Origin of the sequence: Bacillus sp. FSL R5-0416, assembly GCF_037975425.1 — a bacterium.
Classification (GTDB): domain Bacteria; phylum Bacillota; class Bacilli; order Bacillales; family Bacillaceae; genus Bacillus; species Bacillus subtilis.
Genome location: NZ_CP150252.1, coordinates 1,207,393 through 1,228,996, shown reverse-complemented (window position 1 = coordinate 1,228,996; position 21,604 = coordinate 1,207,393). Strand labels below are relative to the sequence as shown.

27 protein-coding genes and 1 riboswitch are annotated in these 21,604 nt (G+C 45.0%); of the genes, 11 read left to right on the top strand and 16 right to left on the bottom strand.

What is annotated here, in order from left to right; genetic code table 11:
* Window positions 1–206: 206 nt before the first annotated feature.
* Window positions 207–563 carry a sporulation protein YjcA gene (yjcA, locus tag NYE20_RS06410; protein ID WP_003244844.1) on the bottom strand — a complete coding sequence of 119 codons (357 nt, stop codon included), beginning with the start codon at window positions 561–563 and terminating at the stop codon, window positions 207–209.
* A gap of 159 nt (window positions 564–722) precedes the next feature.
* Here yjcA and cotV point away from each other — a divergent pair, with 159 nt between their 5' ends.
* The 5 genes from cotV to cotZ all read left to right on the top strand — a co-directional run bounded on the left by cotV (window position 723) and on the right by cotZ (window position 3,300).
* Window positions 723–1,109 (top strand): spore coat protein CotV, encoded by a 387-nt coding sequence (gene cotV / locus NYE20_RS06405; RefSeq protein WP_003244871.1) that lies wholly within the window; start codon window positions 723–725, stop codon window positions 1,107–1,109.
* Between the two features lie 41 nt (window positions 1,110–1,150).
* Window positions 1,151–1,468, top strand: coding sequence for a spore coat protein CotW (cotW, locus tag NYE20_RS06400; RefSeq protein ID WP_003245818.1), 318 nt, complete (start codon window positions 1,151–1,153; stop codon window positions 1,466–1,468).
* 99 nt (window positions 1,469–1,567) lie between these two features.
* Window positions 1,568–2,086, top strand: a complete 519-nt coding sequence (cotX, locus tag NYE20_RS06395; RefSeq protein ID WP_003244668.1) for a spore coat protein CotX — start codon at window positions 1,568–1,570, stop codon at window positions 2,084–2,086.
* 151 nt (window positions 2,087–2,237) lie between these two features.
* Window positions 2,238–2,726, top strand: coding sequence for a spore coat protein CotY (cotY, locus tag NYE20_RS06390; RefSeq protein WP_003239243.1), 489 nt, complete (start codon window positions 2,238–2,240; stop codon window positions 2,724–2,726).
* Window positions 2,727–2,853: 127 nt separating this feature from the next.
* A complete protein-coding gene (gene cotZ / locus NYE20_RS06385) occupies window positions 2,854–3,300 on the top strand; it encodes a spore coat protein CotZ (RefSeq protein ID WP_003244982.1) in 447 nt (148 codons plus the stop codon).
* Between the two features lie 93 nt (window positions 3,301–3,393).
* Here the strand turns inward: cotZ and cotO are convergent, their stop codons facing one another.
* The 10 genes from cotO to NYE20_RS06335 form a co-directional block, all read right to left on the bottom strand.
* On the bottom strand, window positions 3,394–4,077 hold the full coding sequence (gene cotO / locus NYE20_RS06380; protein WP_128737751.1) for a spore coat protein CotO: 684 nt from the start codon (window positions 4,075–4,077) through the stop codon (window positions 3,394–3,396).
* A gap of 100 nt (window positions 4,078–4,177) precedes the next feature.
* A complete protein-coding gene (gene fabI, locus NYE20_RS06375; RefSeq protein ID WP_003232896.1) occupies window positions 4,178–4,954 on the bottom strand; it encodes an enoyl-ACP reductase FabI in 777 nt (258 codons plus the stop codon).
* A 134-nt stretch (window positions 4,955–5,088) separates the two neighbouring features.
* Entirely contained in the window at window positions 5,089–5,904 is an 816-nt protein-coding gene (gene thiD / locus NYE20_RS06370) for a bifunctional hydroxymethylpyrimidine kinase/phosphomethylpyrimidine kinase (protein WP_032725416.1), read from the bottom strand.
* Window positions 5,905–5,922: 18 nt separating this feature from the next.
* Window positions 5,923–6,933 (bottom strand): thiazole biosynthesis adenylyltransferase ThiF, encoded by a 1,011-nt coding sequence (thiF, locus tag NYE20_RS06365; RefSeq protein WP_032725415.1) that lies wholly within the window; start codon window positions 6,931–6,933, stop codon window positions 5,923–5,925.
* Complete coding sequence (gene thiG, locus NYE20_RS06360) at window positions 6,930–7,700, bottom strand: thiazole synthase (protein WP_010886483.1); 771 nt, start codon at window positions 7,698–7,700, stop codon at window positions 6,930–6,932. Before thiG ends, thiF begins: the two co-directional genes overlap by 4 nt.
* The gene (gene thiS / locus NYE20_RS06355) at window positions 7,697–7,897 is read right to left on the bottom strand and encodes a sulfur carrier protein ThiS (protein WP_072173897.1); all 201 of its coding nucleotides are present in this window, start codon (window positions 7,895–7,897) and stop codon (window positions 7,697–7,699) included. Before thiS ends, thiG begins: the two co-directional genes overlap by 4 nt.
* On the bottom strand, window positions 7,897–9,006 hold the full coding sequence (thiO, locus tag NYE20_RS06350) for a glycine oxidase ThiO (RefSeq protein WP_161621489.1): 1,110 nt from the start codon (window positions 9,004–9,006) through the stop codon (window positions 7,897–7,899). Before thiO ends, thiS begins: the two co-directional genes overlap by 1 nt.
* On the bottom strand, window positions 8,990–9,607 hold the full coding sequence (gene tenI / locus NYE20_RS06345; protein WP_049140729.1) for a thiazole tautomerase TenI: 618 nt from the start codon (window positions 9,605–9,607) through the stop codon (window positions 8,990–8,992). The genes thiO and tenI overlap by 17 nt, the downstream gene beginning before the upstream one ends.
* Window positions 9,582–10,292, bottom strand: a complete 711-nt coding sequence (gene tenA, locus NYE20_RS06340) for a thiaminase II (protein ID WP_003232909.1) — start codon at window positions 10,290–10,292, stop codon at window positions 9,582–9,584. The genes tenI and tenA overlap by 26 nt, the downstream gene beginning before the upstream one ends.
* A 78-nt stretch (window positions 10,293–10,370) precedes the next feature.
* Window positions 10,371–10,479: riboswitch (TPP riboswitch) on the bottom strand.
* A gap of 61 nt (window positions 10,480–10,540) precedes the next feature.
* Complete coding sequence (locus NYE20_RS06335) at window positions 10,541–12,385, bottom strand: monovalent cation:proton antiporter family protein (RefSeq protein WP_128740220.1); 1,845 nt, start codon at window positions 12,383–12,385, stop codon at window positions 10,541–10,543.
* A gap of 234 nt (window positions 12,386–12,619) precedes the next feature.
* Between NYE20_RS06335 and prpE the strand changes: the two genes are divergently transcribed.
* Window positions 12,620–13,354 carry a bis(5'-nucleosyl)-tetraphosphatase PrpE gene (prpE, locus tag NYE20_RS06330; RefSeq protein ID WP_021479541.1) on the top strand — a complete coding sequence of 245 codons (735 nt, stop codon included), beginning with the start codon at window positions 12,620–12,622 and terminating at the stop codon, window positions 13,352–13,354.
* Between the two features lie 12 nt (window positions 13,355–13,366).
* On the opposite strand, the gene NYE20_RS06325 is transcribed toward prpE, so the two are convergent.
* From NYE20_RS06325 to NYE20_RS06310, 4 genes are read right to left on the bottom strand one after another with little or no spacing between them, the layout of a single operon-like run.
* Window positions 13,367–14,266 carry an RluA family pseudouridine synthase gene (locus tag NYE20_RS06325; RefSeq protein WP_202629482.1) on the bottom strand — a complete coding sequence of 300 codons (900 nt, stop codon included), beginning with the start codon at window positions 14,264–14,266 and terminating at the stop codon, window positions 13,367–13,369.
* Between the two features lie 14 nt (window positions 14,267–14,280).
* A complete protein-coding gene (locus NYE20_RS06320; RefSeq protein WP_003232918.1) occupies window positions 14,281–15,081 on the bottom strand; it encodes an NAD kinase in 801 nt (266 codons plus the stop codon).
* 18 nt (window positions 15,082–15,099) lie between these two features.
* Window positions 15,100–15,735, bottom strand: a complete 636-nt coding sequence (gene yjbM, locus NYE20_RS06315; RefSeq protein ID WP_003245294.1) for a GTP diphosphokinase — start codon at window positions 15,733–15,735, stop codon at window positions 15,100–15,102.
* 28 nt (window positions 15,736–15,763) lie between these two features.
* Entirely contained in the window at window positions 15,764–16,132 is a 369-nt protein-coding gene (locus NYE20_RS06310) for a hypothetical protein (protein WP_021479543.1), read from the bottom strand.
* Window positions 16,133–16,256: 124 nt separating this feature from the next.
* On the opposite strand from NYE20_RS06310, the gene NYE20_RS06305 reads away from it, so the two are divergent.
* The 5 genes from NYE20_RS06305 (at window position 16,257) to NYE20_RS06285 (ending at window position 19,609) form a co-directional block, all read left to right on the top strand.
* Complete coding sequence (locus NYE20_RS06305) at window positions 16,257–16,829, top strand: CYTH domain-containing protein (protein WP_128422170.1); 573 nt, start codon at window positions 16,257–16,259, stop codon at window positions 16,827–16,829.
* Between the two features lie 14 nt (window positions 16,830–16,843).
* The gene (cwlQ, locus tag NYE20_RS06300; protein ID WP_250622360.1) at window positions 16,844–17,578 is read left to right on the top strand and encodes a bifunctional muramidase/murein lytic transglycosylase; all 735 of its coding nucleotides are present in this window, start codon (window positions 16,844–16,846) and stop codon (window positions 17,576–17,578) included.
* A gap of 254 nt (window positions 17,579–17,832) precedes the next feature.
* The gene (locus tag NYE20_RS06295; RefSeq protein ID WP_003232928.1) at window positions 17,833–18,231 is read left to right on the top strand and encodes a group 2 truncated hemoglobin YjbI; all 399 of its coding nucleotides are present in this window, start codon (window positions 17,833–17,835) and stop codon (window positions 18,229–18,231) included.
* Complete coding sequence (spxH, locus tag NYE20_RS06290; protein WP_003245184.1) at window positions 18,228–19,127, top strand: protease adaptor protein SpxH; 900 nt, start codon at window positions 18,228–18,230, stop codon at window positions 19,125–19,127. Before NYE20_RS06295 ends, spxH begins: the two co-directional genes overlap by 4 nt.
* Window positions 19,128–19,441: 314 nt before the next feature.
* A complete protein-coding gene (locus tag NYE20_RS06285; protein WP_003244944.1) occupies window positions 19,442–19,609 on the top strand; it encodes a hypothetical protein in 168 nt (55 codons plus the stop codon).
* Between the two features lie 37 nt (window positions 19,610–19,646).
* On the opposite strand, the gene pepF is transcribed toward NYE20_RS06285, so the two are convergent.
* Window positions 19,647–21,476 (bottom strand): oligoendopeptidase F, encoded by a 1,830-nt coding sequence (gene pepF / locus NYE20_RS06280; RefSeq protein WP_003245178.1) that lies wholly within the window; start codon window positions 21,474–21,476, stop codon window positions 19,647–19,649.
* Between the last annotated feature and the right edge of the window lie 128 nt (window positions 21,477–21,604).

The following is a 21,604-nucleotide window of genomic DNA, read 5'->3' as shown; positions in this document are numbered from 1 at the left end:
TTCTTTGCCAGGCTATTGAGGCTTTTTCTTTTTATTTCCGCACCCGCAGCCTTTCTTTTTTATCTTTTTTGATTGATACGATGAATCTGTATATGGAGATTTTTGGGAAGGTTTATGGTGCTGATTCATTTTTGTCCCCTTCCTTTCCTTATGTCATATATGCTACTTTATGCGTATTCTGACAGAAAGTTGCTGGTAGTAACGCCTTATTCTTGCAGCCATTTTGATACGAGCGTTTCTATGATGCCGGCAAGGCCGGCGATCGCCAAAAGTAAAATCAGCCACTGCGCCGCTTGCGGGATCACCGCCTGGCATAAAATCAAAAAGCCGGCACACCACACGCCTGTGCACCAATAGCAGCTCAGCAATTCACCAATAAACGCCCTGACACCGGTTCCCTTAATCACGATATAGGTTTCAATGTTCCCGTCCGCATCCTTTTCTTCCTTCTCTTCATGAAACAGACTTCGAAGCGGCGCCATAATCGTGTCAAACACCAGCAGGCGGGCGAGCCGAAAGACCGCAAGCGATAGAAGAACAATTGTCAGCCCATTTATAACCACTCGTTCACTCCTTTGCCAATCATGATCCCTTCACATATATGCGAAAACCCTATTCTTCATGAATTGTATCTTGTCCGGCAGAAAATTGGTTATTTTTATTATTCCGCTCGGCACCCCATTTGCATTATATAGAGTATGGATAAGAAAGGAGTGAAGGTTATGTCATTTGAAGAAAAAGTCGAATCCCTGCACCCTGCAATATTTGAGCAATTATCAAGCGAATTCGAACAGCAGATCGAAGTGATTGATTGCGAAAATATCACAATTGACACGTCACATATAACAGCTGCCCTTTCTATACAAGCCTTTGTGACAACCATGATTATCGTGGCGACTCAGCTCGTCATCGCCGACGAGGATTTGGCTGACGCAGTGGCAAGTGAAATTCTTATTCTCGATAGCTCCCAAATCAAAAAAAGAACCATCATTAAAATTATCAACAGCCGCAACATCAAAATTACTTTGTCTGCCGACGAGATAATAACCTTTGTACAAATCTTGCTTCAGGTGTTAAACAGCATTCTCAGTGAACTTGACGTCCTTTAACCCTTTCTTTTTCACAAACTTAAAAGACGAGGTGAAAACAAATGTCAGATAACGATAAATTCAAAGAAGAGCTTGCAAAGCTTCCAGAAGTTGATCCAATGACGAAAATGCTGGTCCAAAATATATTTTCTAAACATGGGGTCACAAAAGACAAAATGAAAAAAGTATCAGACGAAGAAAAAGAAATGCTCTTAAATCTTGTAAAAGACTTACAAGCTAAATCACAAGCGCTAATAGAAAACCAAAAGAAGAAAAAAGAAGAAGCAGCCGCGCAAGAGCAAAAGAACACAAAACCGTTAAGCCGCAGAGAGCAGCTCATTGAACAGATCAGACAAAGACGGAAAAACGATAACAATTAGCCAATCATAAAAAAATAGGGTTCTTCATCAGGATATATGACTCAGTCAAAATAAGAGGCTCGCTCATTTAATAACAGTAAAAGAAAAGGAGGAATAGATATGGAAAGCAGACCATATTCTTGGGTTGCACTTGATCCTGACTGTGACCATCCGTTAGATGACAAAGAGAAAGATAAAGAAAAACACGAAAGAAAATGTCATTGCGACGTTTGCTGTAATGGCAATGGTTTTTTTGGCAACGACAACGCCTTCATCGACCAAGATCTAGCTCAAGCAAATCTCAACAAACAAGTTTCAGATGAAACGATTATTATTAGAGATTCTTGTGACATCAATGTTACATCTACAGACGTTCAAGCCGTAACATCAGTTGTAACAGCACTTAATGCCGCTGTCGTAACGGCAACTCTGACATCAATTGCAGACGGGGTAATTGCCGAATTAGTCGCACAAGATTTGTTACAGCTTACAGCTAACAAACAAGTAAACCGCCAAAAACTTCTCATCGAATGTTCCCGCGGCGTAAACGTCACAACAGTAGATGCCGATATCGCAACCCTTATTTCTACAGCAACAAATACACTCGTAGCCATCCTAGTTATCACTCTTGTCCTCTAGGACCTAAAAGCAGAGCTAAAAACGCTCTGCTTTTTCTTATTTTCCAAGCATATGATGAATATATAGACGTTCACCCACACCAAGTGGGGCACGGGTACATATGTTGTTAAGGACTAAAGTCAAATACCCTATAAAGAAGGAGCTGAAATCAATGAGCTGCGGAAAAACCCATGGCCGGCATGAGAACTGTGTATGCGATGCAGTGGAAAAGATTTTAGCAGAGCAGGAGGCAGTTGAAGAACAGTGTCCGACTGGCTGCTATACCAACCTTTTAAACCCTACGATTGCTGGAAAAGACACAATTCCGTTTCTCGTTTTTGATAAAAAAGGCGGATTGTTCTCCACATTCGGAAACGTAGGGGGATTTGTGGATGATATGCAATGCTTTGAATCCATTTTCTTCCGCGTCGAAAAATTATGCGATTGCTGTGCAACACTGTCTATTTTACGCCCGGTCGATGTCAAAGGCGATACCTTAAGTGTTTGCCACCCTTGCGACCCGGATTTCTTCGGGCTAGAAAAAACAGATTTCTGCATTGAAGTGGATCTCGGATGCTTCTGCGCGATTCAGTGCCTGTCACCAGAGCTAGTTGACAGAACATCGCCTCACAAAGATAAAAAGCATCATCACAATGGATAAACACTTGTAAAGAGGAATCCCCTTCCAAACTCTATTACAGGTGCAAATCATTCAGCTGCTTCCAGCGTGAGGCAGCTGACTCTCCATCATTTCGCCAGTCTCAAATTTATAAGGCAGGAGGGATAATATGAGCCAGAAAACATCAAGCTGCGTGCGTGAAGCTGTAGAAAATATTGAAGATCTGCAAAACGCTGTTGAAGAAGACTGCCCGACCGGCTGCCACTCTAAGCTTTTATCTGTAAGCCATTCGTTAGGCGACACAGTGCCTTTTGCAATATTTACATCAAAATCAACGCCATTAGTCGCCTTCGGAAATGTCGGCGAACTCGATAACGGCCCTTGCTTTAATACAGTATTTTTCAGGGTCGAAAGAGTGCATGGAAGCTGCGCAACACTGTCATTATTAATCGCATTTGACGAACACAAACACATTTTGGACTTCACCGATAAAGATACGGTGTGTGAAGTGTTCCGACTCGAAAAAACGAACTACTGTATTGAAGTTGATTTAGACTGCTTCTGCGCAATCAACTGCTTAAATCCTCGATTAATCAATCGTACACATCATCATTAATCATAAGCTGGAAAAGCTTGCAGGCCTGCAGGCTTTTCTCTATGTAAAAAAAGCTGTCCGGCAACATCAGCCGGGCAGCTTTTTTCTTTTCCGTTAAAAACCGAGCGGGTGCAAAGAGGTAATATCATCGATTGCCAGTTCGGTTGGGGCTCCGTTTCCGGTTGTTCGAAGCAGGACGGAATCATTTCTTCTTCCGACAATTACGCCCCTGTACGTTCTTCCATTGGCTTCAATCAAACAGAGCGCTCTCGGCATGTTATGAGGCAGCTTTGTTAAAAAATCAATTTTTTCGTGGATCGTCATCTTGCTCATCGGTTTTTTCACTTTTCGTGCCGGCGGTGCTTTTTCCTCCGCTTTATCAGCACTATGGACAGCTTCCGGTTCTTTCTCAGGCTTCCGGGCCTCAAGTGCAGGCTCTTCCTTTTTTTCTGCTTTCGGGGGCTCGTGTTCAACGGTTTCTTCTACGGCCTGCGGCTCTGCTTTCTGTTCCTCTTGGCTTTTTATGTTCTCTGGCTCTCTCACCTCTTGTGTTTGCTGACTCACTGGTTCGGCTGCAGGCTTTTGGTCTTCTTGCAGGACATCCTGTGCCACGGCTTCCTCCTGCTGCTTCTCATGGTAAGCCGGCTTTTCCTCAGCTTTTGGCGGAGCGGGTTTGTCGGCCTTTCTTTTGATGACAATCTCCTGCATGGATGACCTTGTAGTTTCTGCATAATCCGGCTGAACAATATACATGAGCGGTTTTTTATCCGCGTTTCTTTTCTTATTAGACATCTTCATCCCTCCGATTGTGTCATATTCTATCTATATGACAGAAAGCTGAAAATCAGAAGAAATAAAAAAGCAATCCCTATTCGGGATTGCTTGATATAGATCCTGCTTAGCGGGCAGTGATATGGAAACCAGAATCAACGTGAAGATTTTCACCTGTAATCCCGCGGGACATATCGCTGAACAAGAACGCAGCTGTATCGCCCACTTCTTCAGGTGTTGTCGTGCGGCGAAGCGGTGCACGCTCTTCGATGTCTTTTAAGATAGAGTTGAAATCGCTGATGCCTTTAGCAGATAATGTTCTGATCGGGCCGGCAGAAATGCTGTTGACGCGGATATTTTCTTTTCCTAAGTCAGCAGCTAAATATTTCACACTTGCATCAAGAGAAGCTTTTGCTACACCCATAACGTTGTAGTTTGGCATCACAAGCTCTCCGCCAAGGTACGTCAAAGTGACAATGCTTCCGCCTTCAGTCATCATCGGACGTGCCGCTTTGACAACAGCAGTCAGAGAATATGAGCTGATGTTATGAGCCAAAAGGAAGCCGTCACGATTTGTGTTTAAGTATTCGCCGACAAGCTCTTCCTTGTTGGCAAACGCGATACAATGCGCGATACCGTGGATTACACCGACCTGCTCCTTAATGCTTGCGAAGCAAGTTTCGATTTCTGCGTCGTTTGTAACATCGCAAGGGAGGATGATGGAATCGTTGCGGTCTAATGTTCCGGCAAGCTCGTGAACGGATTTCTCCAGGCGTTCACCAGCGTATGTGAAAATCAAACGTGCACCCGCTTCATGTAAAGAACGCGCAATGCCCCAGGCGATGCTGCGTTTGTTGGCTACCCCCATCACAACAATGTTGCGGCCTTCAAGTGAAAAATTCATATGTATAAAGCCTCCTATATTTAATAAAGACATAGTATTAGTACCTGATCTTAATTCCTATCATATCATAACCTTGTCCAGATGAAAAGCGCATACGTAGCAAACGCAAAAGAGATCACCATCAGCTGGTGATCTCATCGGCTTGTATTTAAGCTGTTTCGTTTAAAAGCGAAATGGTTTGTCGGCCCGTGTCCCGATCCGATGCCGAGCGTATTTTCCACCGCTTCACGGACAAAGTTGGCCGCAACCTCAAATGCCTGATGGATGCTGTCTCCTTTAGCCGTTTGGGCCGTTAAAGCCGCAGCAAAGGTGCAGCCTGTGCCATGCGTATGCTTCGTATTGATATAAGGATGGGTGATTTGCATAAACATGCTGCCATCAAAAAGAAGGTCAGTAATGTGATTGTCCTCAGGCTGGTGCCCGCCTTTGATAATGACATGCTGCGCACCCATCTTGACGAGCTGCTCCGCTGCTTTTTTCCGGTCATCCAGCGAGCTGATTGTCATTCCTGTCAGCGTTTCTGCTTCCGGGACATTCGGCGTAATCGCGTAGCTTCTTGGAATGAGCAACTCCTTTAAGGTGGCAACTGACTCATCACGCAGCAAGGATGCCCCGCCCTTTGCGATCATAACCGGATCAACAATTACACGATTGAATCCGTACTCGTCAATTTTTCTTGCCACTTCTTCAATCATGTCGGCATTCCAGAGCATTCCCGTTTTGACTGCATCCGGTCTCAAATCCTCAGCAACAGCGTCAATTTGCTGTCTCAACGCCTCTACAGTCAGCGGATGCACCCCATGAACGCCAAGCGTATTTTGAGCGGTTACCGCTGTAATTGCAGACATTCCGAATACATCAAGCTCTTGAAAGCTTTTAATATCAGCCTGTATCCCTGCGCCGCCGCCTGAATCTGATCCGGCGATTGTCAATGCTTTATATATACTCATTACACTACACTCCTTTTATTACCCAATCCATTTATGATAAATGGATTTTGCCCGGGCAATATCATTTGTTCCATGGATCAAAGCTCTGCCGTCCCGGAACAACACCATTTTCATATCATCCGAGCGGCAGGAAATTAAATACGGGTTCGCAGCTACTTCAAGCCCGGCCTGCCTCAGCTGAGCGGCAAGCGCTTCAAGATCCGCTTCTTTCGTAATAGATGATCTGATCTGCACCGTGTTCCTGCCGCACAATACAGCCGCTTTTGTTTGATTTTCATAAGACAAAAACGGAAAATCCTTTGTGCCGCAGCTTGGGCATGCGTCATGTTTGAGACTGGCCGCTCTCACTTCTGACCGCTCGTTTTTCCACAAATCAAAGGAGCGCAGCACCGGCTCGCACTCCTCTCCCGTCAGCAGCTTCAGTGCATCTGTTACCTGAAAGACTGCTACCTGCAAAACAGCCGGACTGATGATGCCAGCTGTGTCACATGTTGCTCCGCCAATCGGAAGTGCATCGAGCAAGCAATGCAGGCAAGGAGTAGAACCCGGCACCACGGTAAAGGTGAGGCCGTAGCTCCCTACACAGGCACCGTAAAGAAAAGGAATCCCTTCCTTTACCGCAGCATCATTTACGATCAGGCGGGTTTCAAAATTATCAGCCGCATCCACTATAATTGATGCATCCCTAATCAGCTCGAAGATATTTTCTGCTGTCACATCCATGACAAGGCCGGTCACATCAACATCGCTGTTAATCGAACGGAGACGGCGCTCCGCAGCGGCTGCTTTCGGCATTTCTTTTTTGACATCATCTTCTGTATAAAGCTGCTGGCGCTGGAGGTTGCTCCATTCAACATAATCTCTGTCGGCAATTTTCACAGAGCCGACTCCCGCTCTCACCAGCATTTCTGCACTGGCTGTTCCGAGCGCGCCGGCGCCGATAATCACGGCGCGCGCTTCTTTCAATTTTTTCTGGCCGGATGGGCCGATCGGAGCAAACAGCTCCTGCCTTGAATACCTGCCTGTCATACAGGAAGACCTTCTCCCGGACTGCTTGCCGTTCCGTATTGCTTAAGCGGGATGCGGCCCGCCTCATAAGAAAGGCGCCCTGCTTCCACTGCGAGCTTCATGGCACGAGCCATTTTCACGGGATCGTCAGCGCCAGATACAGCCGTATTGAGCAGTACGCCATCCGCTCCAAGCTCCATTGCGTATGCCGCATCTTTAGGCGAGCCGATTCCCGCATCCACGATGACCGGCACTTTCGCCTGTTCAATAATAAACGACAGATTCAAAGGATTTAAGATTCCTTGTCCTGATCCAATCGGAGATGCACCCGGCATGATGGCATGAACGCCGAGCTCTTCCAGCTTTCTCGCCAGCACAACGTCATCCGACGTGTACGGGAGCACAATAAAGCCTTCTTCAAGAAGCTGTTCAGACGCTTTTAATGTCTCAACAGGGTCAGGCAGCAAGGAACGGCTGCATCCGATGACTTCAACTTTAATCATGTCACAAAGGCCTGACGCTTTCGCCAGCCTTGCAATCCGAACCGCTTCTTCAGCAGTACTGGCGCCCGCTGTATTCGGCAAAAGCGTATATTTGGATAAATCAAGCTGTTCCAAAAAATTCGGCTGAGATGCTTCAAAAATGTTCATTCTCCGCACAGCAAATGTTAAAATATCAGACTCAGAAACAGCTACTGCTTCCTTTTGAATGTCAAACGATGGGTATTTCCCCGTGCCCAGCAGCAATCTTGATTGAAATGATTTTCCGCCAATTGTTAACATGCTCATCCGCCTCCTACAAAATGGACAATTTCAATGACATCACGATCACAAAGCTCAACCTCGTGATAGCGTTCTTTCCCGATTATTTCTTTATTTCTTTCCACGATAACAATTTTATTTTCAAGCTGATAAGACGCCAGCAGGTCTTGAATTGTACCTGTGTCTTTTTCCCACTTCACGTCTTTACCGTTCAGCTGTAGCATCATATCTGAACCGCCTCCTTGCGATCAATTCGGAATGCGTGCAGCCAGTCTTGGTTGACCTCTTTATTCATGATGAGATCACTGATCAAAGCGCCCGTTCCTGGAGCAAGCAGGATCCCATTTCTGAAATGGCCAGCCGCAAATAAAATACGGCTGTCCTCAGGATGTCTGCCGATGTACGGTTTTCCATCCTTTGTTCCCGGCCGGAGTCCCGCCCAAAAACGCTCCACCTTCATATTCTGTATAGCCGGCAGCATCGTTTTTGCTTTTTTCATAACCGATTCCAATCCGCCAAGATCCGGTGTTTCACTCCAGTCCCCCGGCTTCATTGTCGCGCCGACAACCAGTTTGCCGCTTTTTCTCGGTACGATATAGCAGTGATCATGGTAAAGCGTTTTTGTCAGCGGGATATCATCATTCCAAACGGACAGGCACTCCCCTTTTACAGGGAGAAAAGCATTGTTCAGTCCGAGCTGTTTAAAAAACATTCCGCTCCACACCCCGCTGGCAACGACAACATGATTAGCCCATACGTCTCCGCTAGGGGTCTTGATGGACAGGGCTTCACCGTCACGTTCGACATGCAGGACGGGCGTATGCTCAAAAATCTCCGCCCCAAGCATTTTTGCTGCTTTCACATATGCCTTGCAAACAAAATAAGGCTCCACATGCACATCCTCCTGAATAAAAGATGCACCAAAGATGTCACCAGACGCATACGGCTCTTTTTCTAACACCTCTTCTTTTGAATACCAGCTGACAGAGTCCAAATCGTCCATCTGTCTCAGCTGCAGCACATCTTCTTCAGAAAATGCAAGCTTAAACATACCGCCGTTATGCTGCCTGATATCCACACCGGATAATGCATAAAGCTCTTCTCCAAGACCTTTGTACAGACGCTGACTGTGCATGGCGAAATCAAAAAACGCGTCACGTTCCTCGCATTCGGCATGGGCGCCCAGCATTCCGGCAGCGGCACTTGTCGTTCTGCCGCCCATTGTTCCGCTTTCAAACAATGCGGTGCTTTTGTTTTCCTTTGCCAAATGATAAGCAATCGCGGAACCGATAATTCCGCCTCCAATCACCACTGCTTCATAATGCCTTTTCATAGCGCATCTCCTTTAGCTTGCGGGAATATCGTCTGGCTGCTTCCAAGGGCTCAGCGGAAGAGAAAATTCCTGACATAACAGCAATGCCGTCTGCCCCTGCTTGTTTTACGTCTCTTAACCTGTCCGGCGTCAACCCCCCGATGGCTATAACCGGGATGGAAATCCGCTGTTTGATATCTGACAGCAAAGATACTCCTCTGCCTTCAAGACCCTTTTTGCAATCCGTTTCAAACACATGGCCGAACAGCACGTAGTCCGCGTCTTCCTTTTCTGCTTGAACCGCTTCCTCCAGTGAATGCACCGACCTCCCGATATGAAGGTGTGGAAATCTGGCTCTGACCTGCTTTGGTGAAAAGCTGCCGCTTGGCAGCTGCACGCGGTGAATAGTAGAGAAAAGCGCAATATCCACGCGCCCGTTCATCACCAGTTTTCGTTTATCTATACCGCCTTCAAAAATAAGCTCGAGCAGTTTCAAAATATCCGCCGCCGATTTTGAACGTTCCCGAATATGAATAAAATCAACTTCATTCTGAATCGTAATGATGATTCTCGCTAGCTCTTCTACCGGCTTGCTGTCATCCGTTATGGCGTGAAGCTCCACATTCCTCCACCTCTTTTATGGCGCTGTCAGACCAGCCTTCTTTTCGATAGGCCATTCCCCAAAATTGATATTCATAGTAGCTGGAGATGACAAAATTCTCTTTCATCTTGGCACGCACTTCCTCCGTGCTGTTTTCCGCCAGCTCATCAAAGCGGTTGATTTGCTCCTCGACCTGTTGTCTAAACCAATCACCGCCATATGTGCCAATCCACTTCTGATAAATTGGATGCCCCGGATCACAATGCAGCAATTTCTCACCAACCTCGTAATAGAGCCAATAGCATGGCAGCAAGGCCGCTAAGATTTCTGCGAAATTCCCACTCAAAACCGAACGGTACATATGGGATGTATAAGAATACGCAGTAGGAGACGGCTTAAACGCCTTACGCTCTTCCTCGCTGATTTCCAACAGCTCGGCAAACTCCCGATGAAGCGCCATTTCCGCCTCATATGTACCTTGGGCATGGCTTGCCATCCGCCCCGTTGTATAAAGATCCTTCGCATAAGCGGCGCCAAATGACTGCACCTTTGCAAAATGCGTTAAATAATAGGAATCCTGAAGTACGTAGTATTTAAAACGGTCAATCGGAAGCGTTCCGTCACCGATTCCTTGAACGAACGGATGGACAAAGCTCCCCTCCCACCATTCTGCGGCTGCACTGCGGCATTCTTCTGAAAACTTCACAAATCATTCCCCCTCTGAAAATAAAAAAACCACTTTCCCGCAAGGAAAAGTGGTTTGGAATTGGCATAGTAAAATAACACAAATACCGCTCCACTTCCCTACGCAGGTCTGAACCTGTTCAAGTTATGAGGGTCTAAAAGTCACACTTTTATCTCAGCCCTTATGAAGGACACCCCTAGTGGTTAAACGAATACATATTGAATTGTTCTGCACCTCTATATTAACACGAATCCTTATTTGGTCAAGATTTATCCTTCCAATGTTTTCTTAAGATCCGTTACGTACCCCCGAGATCCGGTGACAATTAAACGGTCTCCAAGTTTCAGCCTTGTATCCCCATGAGGAACGATGCTGTCCACACCTCTGAAGATCCTGACAAAGATGACGTCACCTGTTAAAGGGAATTCCCGTAAAATGGCACCATCATATTTACTGTTCTCCATATTAATTTGATACAGCGAAGACTCTTGGTTCGTGAGCAGCTTCATGACGCCAGGCGCTTCAATCAGTGCGCGAAGCAGCGTTTTTGTCGACAGCAGAATAGAAAAGATGCTGATTCCCTGCTCCTTCAGAGCTGCTTCATGCTCCGGTGATCCTACGCTTGCAATGACTCTTTCTGTGCCTTTTTCTTTTGCAAGTAATGCAATGTCTGCATTCATATCTTCATTTCCTGTCGCCACAACGAGGATATCCGTTTCAAAAATGCCGAGTGATTCAAGCGTCTCGTGTTCATAGTCAGAAATTGTTTCAACAGCAAACACTGATTCTGACAGCTTTTCCTCCGCATTCTCTTGGTAGACGTGTACAACACGCACGTCATACTCTTCCTCTGGCAATTCAAGTGTAACAGGCAAAGTCATTTGATTGGCGCCAATGAACGTAATCGTCTTTTTCTCCTCCGGCTGCTCTTCCCGTTTGTATAATTTTTTAAAACAGATCGGCGTAAAAATACTTGCAATGACAGCTACTAAAATTAGCGCTCCTGACATATTTGCACTGATCACGTGAAGCTGCTGGCCGATTGTTGCAGCGGCAATCACGAGCGAAAGCGTTGATGTCAGCAGGAAACCAGACGCGAAAATGGTTCGGTTATCATACCACTTCTTTAAGTACATGACAGGAATGATTTTGCTGACTAACAGCGCCAGCAGCAGGAGCGGAATCATGATTAAAATTGTTTTATCCTGGAAAAGAGTCCAAATATCAAGCTTCACACCGACCATCACGAAGAAGATCGGTATTAAGAACCCATAACCGAATGAGTCCAGCTGCTGAACAAGTTCTTTGTTTGGCGAAAGCAGGGAAACAAGAACCCCCGCTAAGAAAGCGCCGAGAATATTTTCCGCCCCAAGTGATTCAGACAGGGCAACGAGTACAATAATTAACGTAAAAATGGCACGCGTCCCGATCTGGATCGTCCCTTTTGACATGGATTGAACAAAAGAGCGATGTTTGAAGACCCGGCCGAAAAAGTAAAGCACCACTCCGGCCGCAAACAGAATCATCAGGAGCCACATGTTTCCGCTGTCCTCTCCGTATAAAGAAGAAAAAACAGCAAGAAGAATCATCGTGGCCAAATCAGCAATAACAGCAACAAGCAAAATAATCTGCCCGATATTCGAATTCATGATCCGTTCTTCTTTTAATGTTGGAACGACAACGCCTAATGAAATCGTTGAAATAATCAGGGTCATCAAAAATGCATTTTGGATAAATCCGGCCAAGACGAACCCATAGGACAAGAGCAATGATAAAATAAAAATACCGACGAAAATAACAGATGCCGCAGCAAACGTATTCGGCGCTTCCTTGCCATTCGGCAGGAACTGCTTTTTCTTTCCTTTCTCAAACGACGAAAAATCAATTTCAAGCCCGCTTAAAAACATTAAAAAGATAAATCCGAGCATAGAGAGTGTCTGGAGCCAGGTGTCACCCTCCACAACTAAATTAAGGCCGCTTTTCCCAATTATCAGCCCCATAATGATTTCAGCAACAACAACCGGGATGCTGAGTTTAAACCGATGCAAAAGGATGGGTGTCAAAAATGCAACGATAAGTACAACAACTAAAGATGCGACAGATGTATGCGCCATAATCAGAACCTCCTTTTTAAGTCAGGGTTATGCTAGTTCTCACTCAGAGAACAAAACCTCATTTTTAAAAAACATAACGCGATTTTAACAAGGGTGATGATGAAAAATAAAGTGATAAGGTCTTAATGCTGTTTAGAAAATGATTCTTCTTCTATAATTTGCACATAAAAGCTTGTGATGACTCACAACACTTTGCTTCATAATAAATAAAACAATCGGTAAGGAGGATACCGCATGGCTTACGATATCATCAGCGATATTCATGGCTGCTATGACGAAATGACTGCATTAATCCAAAAGCTTGGCTATACAATCAAAAATGGAGTACCTGTCCATGAAGAAGGCAGGGTGCTTGTTTTTGCCGGAGATTTAACTGACAGAGGGCCCAAATCGATAGAGGTCATCCGATTTGTAGCCGGCGCTTACGAAAAAGGCGCTGTGCGTTATGTCCCGGGAAACCATTGCAATAAATTATATCGTTACTTAAAAGGAAATCCGGTAAAAGTGATGCATGGTCTCGAAACAACAGCGGCAGAGCTTGAGGAACTTTCTAAAGATGAGAGAAAATCAGTCAGCGAACAGTTTATGAAGCTGTACGAAACAGCGCCGCTTTACGACATCTTACATAATGGAGAATTAGTTGTCGCCCATGCTGGCATAAGAGCTGACGATATCGGCAAATATACCCGGAGAGTGAAGGACTTTGTGCTTTACGGTGACGTGACGGGTGAAACATATCCGGACGGCAGACCCGTCAGACGTGATTGGGCGGCAGCCTATAACGGAAAGGCTTGGGTGGTATACGGTCATACACCTGTGAAAGAGCCTCGGAAGGTCAAGCGCACCATCAACATTGATACAGGCTGCGTGTTCGGAAATCAACTGACAGGCTTTCGCTTTCCAGAAATAGAAACCGTCTCTGTTCCAAGCTCCCTGCCTTACGACGAATCAAGATTTCGCCCCATATAAAAAAGGAGAGAATCAATGATTCTCTCCTTTTATCAGTTTTCTCATATCCTGAGACAGTGGAGCATGAAATGTCATGTTCTCCTGTGTCAGCGGATGGATAAACGAAAGATGCTCGCTGTGCAGAGCCTGCCGGCCAATTTCCTGTCTCGTTCCGCCGTACAGTGTATCGCCGCACAACGGGTGCCCGAGATAACTCATATGAACACGAATTTGATGGGTTCGTCCAGTCTCAAGCTGCAACGTCACCGAGGTCATATCGTCATTTGCACATGTGACGTAAAAATGCGTAACAGCCTTCTGGCCGTCTGGCGTTACCGTCCGTTCAATTATACTGTCAGGATGTCTGCCAATCGGGGCATCGACTGTTCCCTCCATCTGTGCCATCCGCCCGTGAACCACTGCCGCATACCGGCGTTTCACAAGGCCGTTTTTTTGCGCAGACGATAAAATGGAGTGGGCAAATCGATGCTTGGCAACAAGCATGACACCTGATGTATCCCGGTCTAACCGGGTGACAAGATGAACTGTCGCCCTCACTCCGGTTGTTTGATAATGATCAATAATTCCATTGGCAATGCTGCCGGAGGGGTGCTCTCTCGAAGGGATTGATGACACATACGGCTGCTTGTTTATCACAAGCACATGTTCATCCTCATAAAGGATATCGAGCGGAACAGGCTCTGCCAACAGCGTCTCGCTCACCTGCTCCTCAGGAAACTTCACGATAAGAAGATCTCCCTCTTTCAAAACGTATTTGACCGTCACATGCTCACCGTTAATCTGCAGGTCGCCCCCGCCAAACTTAATATCGGTCAGCAGACGTTTTGAAATTCCCAGTTCACTGGCATATTCCTTTACAGTCATCCCGTCCTCAGCGGAAGTAATGTTCTTTCTGATAAAAAAATGCTCCACGATATGTCCTCTTTCTATTCACCTTTTCCAATAAACGAATCCTGGACTCTTTTCCAAAATGGAAACGGACGGAATCTCGCAAACCGCACTTTTTCGGATGCAACTTGGCAGCGGATCGACTTTACATCCTTATGGAGAAGGGTTAAGTGGTCAATCGTCACTTGAAAGTCAACTTCGTTTCTCGGCTTAATCATGCAATCATGATGGGATGGGAGAAGCAGAGGTGACCCAACCGTACGGAACACGCGGTTATTAATTGAAGCCATTTCCGCAAGCTGGATTGCCCTGATAGACGGATGGATAATCGCTCCGCCCAGCGCCTTATTGTAGGCTGTGCTGCCTGATGGAGTTGACAGGCAGAGGCCGTCGCCACGGAAGGTTTCAAAGAGCTGCCCTTTGATTTCCACATCAGCAACAAGGCTTCCTTCGATGCTTTTAATCGTACATTCATTCAAAGCTAAGTATCTTTCTTCCCGCTCGTTTTCGTGATAGGTCACAATGACTTCGAGAAGCGGATATTCGACTGTATGATACGGCGTTTTCGCGATGGCAAGAACAAGTTTTTCAATTTCATGAGGAACCCAGTCGGCATAAAAACCCAGATGACCTGTGTGAACGCCGACAAATGCTGTTTTGTCCAAGCGGTCGCTGTATCTGTGAAAAGCATACAAAAGCGTTCCGTCGCCTCCGACTGAAATAACGATTTCCGGTTCATTTTCATCCAGTTCCATATCAAAATCCAATAAATACGCCTGTATTTTGCTTTTCAGCGTATCAGAAACTTGATCTCCTTTTGATGATACGGCAAATTTCATGCTCTTCTTCCCCTTTACCTATTGTTGCTCGCTTCCTTTTTTCTTTCTTGAAAAGGCAGCTTGAGCTTCCTGTACTTCACCCCTGATCTCCGACATCTCTTCATCAAGCCGGGAAGCCGCTTCAGAAGCGCGCTGAAGCCTTAGTTTTACTTTTTCAGGAATGTTTCCGCTGTATTTATAATTCAATGAATGCTCAATGGTCGCCCAAAAATTCATCGCCAGTGTACGGATCTGTATTTCTACGAGAACATGCTTTTCTCCGGATACCGTCTGCAAAGGGTACAGCACAACAAGATGGTATGATCGGTATCCGCTCTCTTTATGTTCCGCAATATAATCCCTCTGATCCACAACGGTGAAATCTTTTCTGGCAAAAAGCATCTCTTTTACGATTTGGATGTCATCGACAAATTGGCACATGATTCTAAGGCCAGCAATGTCCTGCATGGTTTCAATTTCATGCAGCGGTATGCTTTTCCGTCTCGCTTTTTCAAGTATGCTGGCCACAGGCTTGACGCGTCCGGTCACAAATTCGATCGGTGAATGGTCGTCCTCGTATTCATATAGTGTGCGGATCCCCTTGAGCTTCACTTTCAACTCTTCGACAGCCTGGCGATACGGCACTAAAAAACGCTCCCATTGTTTGTCATCCATCATACATCCCCCAATTCCGAACCAGTTTCTATAAAAACACGCGTTTCACTTTTTCTTCCATTTCTTCTCCATAGTTTGCATTATCTTTTATATTTTCTAAAAGATATTCCAGCTCCTCATGCAGGCCTGCCAGTTCAATTGTTTGGTCTCCTGCCTCTAAAACAACCGGTGTTTTTTGTGCATGGGCCTGCTTCAGTTCCGGCCATACATGTTCCTTTATAATGACATATTCAAAAGAATCAGCTAATTCAAGTATGTATACAAAAGCAAAGTGGTCAGAATCAACAAGCATTTGACCTGACGGCTTGCGTTCCGCTTCGTTTCCTTCTGTCTGACAGGCAAGGCGAAGCTGATCATCCGATAATGTTGCATTCAAAATTTCGATTCTGTTTTGCATAATGCTCTCCTTTTTTAAACAAAGTACAGATTCATTTTATCATATCGAGCTCGATATTGATAAACCTAACATCTAAAGAGATAATAGTAAAAATAAGATTTACAGGGCGGAAAGGAAGAGCATCATGAGCCAAGAAATTGAAATCGAATTTAAAAACATGCTGACCAAACAAGAATTCAAAAACATAGCAGCGGCACTCCAGCTGACAGAAAAAGATTTTACAGATCAAAAGAATCATTATTTTGATACAGACAGCTTCGCGCTGAAACAAAAACATGCTGCGCTTCGTATCCGCAGAAAAAACGGAAAGTATGTCCTTACATTAAAGGAGCCGGCTGATGTGGGGCTTCTGGAAACGCACCAGCAGCTTTCAGAGATATCAGATCTCGCTGGATTTTCAGTTCCCGAGGGCCCCGTGAAGGACCAGCTGCACAAGCTTCAGATCGATACGGATGCCATTCAATACTTTGGATCTTTAGCAACAAACCGTGCGGAAAAAGAAACAGAAAAAGGCTTAATAGTTTTAGACCACAGCCGATATTTAAATAAAGAGGACTATGAAATTGAATTTGAGGCGGCGGATTGGCATGAGGGCAGACAAGCCTTCGAAAAGCTGCTTCAGCAATTCAGCATTCCTCAGCGCGAAACCAAAAATAAAATTCTGCGTTTTTATGAAGAAAAACGAAAGTCTATATAAGGTGGAATGACATCGTGAATGTAACGAATTGGGCAGCTTTACTTCAGCTTCAGGCACTACAGTCCATATCTAATGCACGCAGCAGCTCGGACAATCAGAATACGGAAAGCCCGCTTTCAAGTTTCAGTTCTTTGCTCAGCCAATATACAAACGGTCTGGCATCTCAGCAATCAGCACCTTCTTCATCGCCAAGCCCGCTCAGCATGCTGAACAGCGCGAATACAACAGCGCCGTCACTGCTTTCAGCGTATGGGCTTAACTCATATACAAGCAGCAATTCAGGTTCAATCACAAAAGCGGCAGAAAGCACTAAAACAGCTGCTGCAGATTCAGCTTCAAACAAACATGAAGCAAATCAGATCAGTTCGGGAGACTTCTCTATTGACAGTGCGATTAAAAAAGCCGCTGATAAATATGGCGTTGATGAAAAACTGATCCGTTCCGTCATCAAACAGGAATCAGGCTTTAATGCAAAAGCGGTCAGCGGAGCAGGTGCGATGGGCCTCATGCAGCTGATGCCGTCAACAGCAAGCTCACTTGGCGTTTCCAATCCGCTTGATCCGCAGCAAAATGTGGAGGGCGGAACGAAATATTTAAAACAAATGCTGGATAAATACGACGGCAATGTGTCTATGGCATTAGCGGCTTACAACGCCGGACCGGGGAATGTTGACCGATACGGAGGCATTCCTCCTTTCCAAGAAACGCAAAACTATGTAAAAAAAATAACTTCAGCTTATTACGCGTAACCAGAGGTGCTCTTTCCCTCTGGTTTTTTTGCGAAGTGAAATCTTACGCATTCCTGATTTTTATGTGATATGATATGAAATACAAACCCCGGCTGTCAGCCGAAATGAGTCATCAAACGCATAAAAGGCAGTTTGTTTGTAGAAATGATGCCTTGTTGCTAAAATAAATCTAGATGAAACAATGAAATACAGAAAATTACTTTTTGCAATAGGATTTATGATTCCTATTAGCCATATTTAAAGGAGTAGTCAACATGGGACAATCGTTTAACGCACCTTATGAAGCGATTGGAGAAGAACTTCTATCGCAACTTGTTGATACTTTTTATGAGCGTGTCGCGTCTCATCCTTTGCTGAAGCCGATTTTTCCTAGCGATTTGACAGAAACCGCCAGGAAACAGAAGCAATTCTTAACTCAGTATTTAGGCGGGCCTCCGCTTTATACCGAGGAGCACGGCCATCCTATGCTCAGAGCAAGGCATCTTCCCTTTCCAATTACAAACGAGAGAGCTGATGCGTGGCTCAGCTGTATGAAGGACGCAATGGACCATGTAGGGCTGGAGGGCGAAATTCGTGAGTTTTTGTTTGGCCGGCTGGAGTTGACAGCAAGGCATATGGTGAATCAAACGGAAGCGGAGGATCGATCATCTTGACAAACTATCAGCATGAGCTATACTTCGCCCATTGCCACGGTCATCCAAAAAAACCGCTTGAAATTTATATGTTTGTAGACCCTTTATGTCCTGAATGCTGGTCCTTAGAGCCCGTCATCAAAAAGCTGAAAATCAGATACGGACGTTTTTTCACCTTACGCATTATCGCTTCCGCAAGCCTTACCGCTTTAAATAAAAAGCGAAAAAAGCATCTTCTCGCAGAAGCATGGGAAAAGATCGCGAGCCGCTCTGGCATGTCATGTGACGGCAATGTCTGGTTCGAACAGGATCAGCCGCTTTCATCGCCTTATATGGCTGCTCTCGCTTTTAAAGCAGCCGAATTGCAAGGACGAAAAGCCGGCATGCAATTTCTCAGAAATATGCAGGAGAGCCTATTTGTTTCAAAGAAAAATATTACGGATGAAAACGTGCTTTTGGAGATTGCTGAAAATACAAGTCTCGATCTTGAAGAATTCAAAAAAGATCTGCATTCTCAAAGCGCGGTCAAGGCGCTTCAATGTGACATGAAAATTGCTGCTGAGATGGATGTTTCTGTTAATCCGACACTGACGTTTTTTAATACGCAGCATGAGGATGAAGGGCTTAAAGTTCCTGGCAGCTACTCATATGATGTATATGAAGAAATTTTATTTGAGATGCTTGGCGACGAGCCGAAGCCGTCGGAAACACCGCCTTTAGAATGTTTTATTGAATATTTCCGCTTCGTTGCCTCGAAGGAAATTGCTCTTGTATATGACCTGAGCCTTGAAGAGGTAGAAAAAGAAATGAAAAAACTGGCGTTTGCTAAAAAGGTTGCCAAAGTGGAAGCCAAACACGGAATGTTTTGGAAGTCTCTCAGCACTTATTCTGATGAATATCAATCATGTGAAAAATAGCCGCAGGCGTGCATATGCTTGAGGCTGTTTTTTTACGCCCTGAACCAAACATACGTTCTGTTTTTAGCACTAAAGAAACCGCGCCGGGATAAGCGCGGTTTCATATGTCTTAACGACAACAAAGGGGATGGGAGAAATTTTTCACGGTCAAACAAAGGGGTAATGTTTGTTTGTGATCAATTTCACATCCTTATGATAACAAAAGATGTCGACTTTTGACAACCTCTATGCTTAATGTTCATATTTTTGTCACAAAACATAACGAAGTGCATTCACTCATATCCTTATAAGGAAAAAGGACGAGGAGGACCGCCATGATGTCTACTTTGATCTCAATTGTGTGCATTGCTGTTTTTTTCTGCTTGAATATCTTAGGCATGATGCATATGCTGCCGCTTTATATTACCTCTCCTCTGCTGTTTCTGTCTATTTTGTTTACCCTCTACCGCTTGAATCACCGAAAAACCTTTAAAGGGTTTTAAAAAAGCCTGTGCGTCATTTCCGCACAGGCTTACTTTTTTAAGACTGCTTGACTTTCATCAGCAGCTCTTCCATTTCATCAAGTTTTTCTTCAAACATTTTGCACGCGGCTTCGATTGGCTCTGGAGACGTCATATCAACACCCGCTTTTTTCAGGACATCAATCGGGTATTGTGAGCTTCCCGCTTTCAGGAAGTCAATATAACGGTCAACCGCCGGCTTTCCTTCCTTCAAAATCTGGCTGCTTAATGCTTGGGCAGCGCTGTACCCTGTCGCATACTGATACACATAGTAATTGTAATAGAAGTGCGGAATACGCGACCATTCAAGGCCGATTTCCTTATCAATCACCATGCCGTCTCCAAAATACTTTTTATTCAGGTCGTAATAGACATTTGTCAGAAGCTCAGGTGTAAGCGGCTCGCCTTCTTGCGCCTTTGTATGGATCAGATGTTCAAATTCAGCGAACATCGTTTGTCTGAAAACCGTTCCCCTGAAGCCCTCAAGCATATGGTTGAGAATATATAAGCGCTGTTTTTCATCCTCTAGATTGTTCAGCAAATATTCGCCAAGGAGCGCTTCATTTGTCGTAGAGGCAACTTCCGCGACAAAGATACTGTAATTGCCATATGGATAAGGCTGGTGCTTTCTCGTATAGTAGCTGTGTACGGAATGTCCAAACTCGTGCACGAGCGTAAAGAGATTATTGACGTTATTATGCCAGTTCATCAAAATATACGGATTCGTGCCGTAAGCTCCTGATGAATAAGCCCCATTGCGTTTGCCTTTATTCTCGTAAACGTCCACCCAGCGGTTTTCCAGTCCTTCTTTTAGGATAGAGGCATATTCTTCCCCTAAAGGTGCAAGGCCTTTCAGCATGTAATCTTTGGCTTCCTCGTATGTCACCTTCATCCCAGCATCTTTCACAAGCGGTGTATACAGGTCATAGATATGCACTTCATCAAGCTCAAGCACTTTCTTTCTTAGCGCAATATAGCGGTGCAGGAGCGGCAAATGCTTATTAATCGTCTTAACAAGGTTATCGTATACTTCCTCAGGAATACTGTTGTTAGAAAGCGCAGCCTCACGCGCTGACTTGTACTTTTTCACTCTCGCGTAGAAGTTGTCCTTTTTCACAGTGCCGCTTAGCGTCGTGGCCATTGTGTTTTTATATTGTCCGTACGTTTTATACACTGCGTCAAACGCATTTTTGCGGACTTCACGGTTTTCACTTTCCAAGAAATTAATAAAGTTGCCGTGAGTGATCTGTTTTTCATTCCCATCTTCGTCTTTAATGGACGGAAACGTTATATCTGCGTTATTTAACACGCTGAATGTATTTGAAGATGACCCCAGTACCTCGGAGGCTTCAGCAAGCAGTGCCTCTTCCTTCTCGCTCAGCACATGCGGACGTTCCTTTGTAATCTCCTCAATCGCATGAGAATACAGCTTTAATTCTTCTTTTTCAAGAATGAACTGCTGCAGTTTGTCTTCTTCTATGGATAAAATCTCCGGAACCAAATAAGCTGTCGCGCTTGCGGCCTGTGTATACAGGTTTCCCGCCTTGTCATTCAGCCCCTGGTAAAAGGAGTTCCCAGTATCCTGGTCAGAGCGCATATGCGCATATGTGTACAGCCTACCCAGCCGCTCCATCACTTTATCTTGATACGTAAGAGCCTCGTATAAATGATCAGCTGAATCTGCCAGCTTTCCTTTATACTTAGATAAATTCGGAATTAATTCTTTTACAGCTTGAAATTCTTTATTCCAGGCCTCATCACTAGGAAAAATATCCTCAAGTCTCCATGTGTCTTCTGCCTTTACCTCACTTCTGTCAGGCAGTTGGTTTGCTTTTTTTTCCTCAGCCATGGTGATCCCCCTCGTCTTCTTTGATTCAAGCCAATTGAAAAAACAGCTGTTTCTCAATAAACTTGTGTTGTGAATATCTTCCGGTTTTTCACTGCCTTTTGTCAAATCATATGCAGTAATGAAGAGAA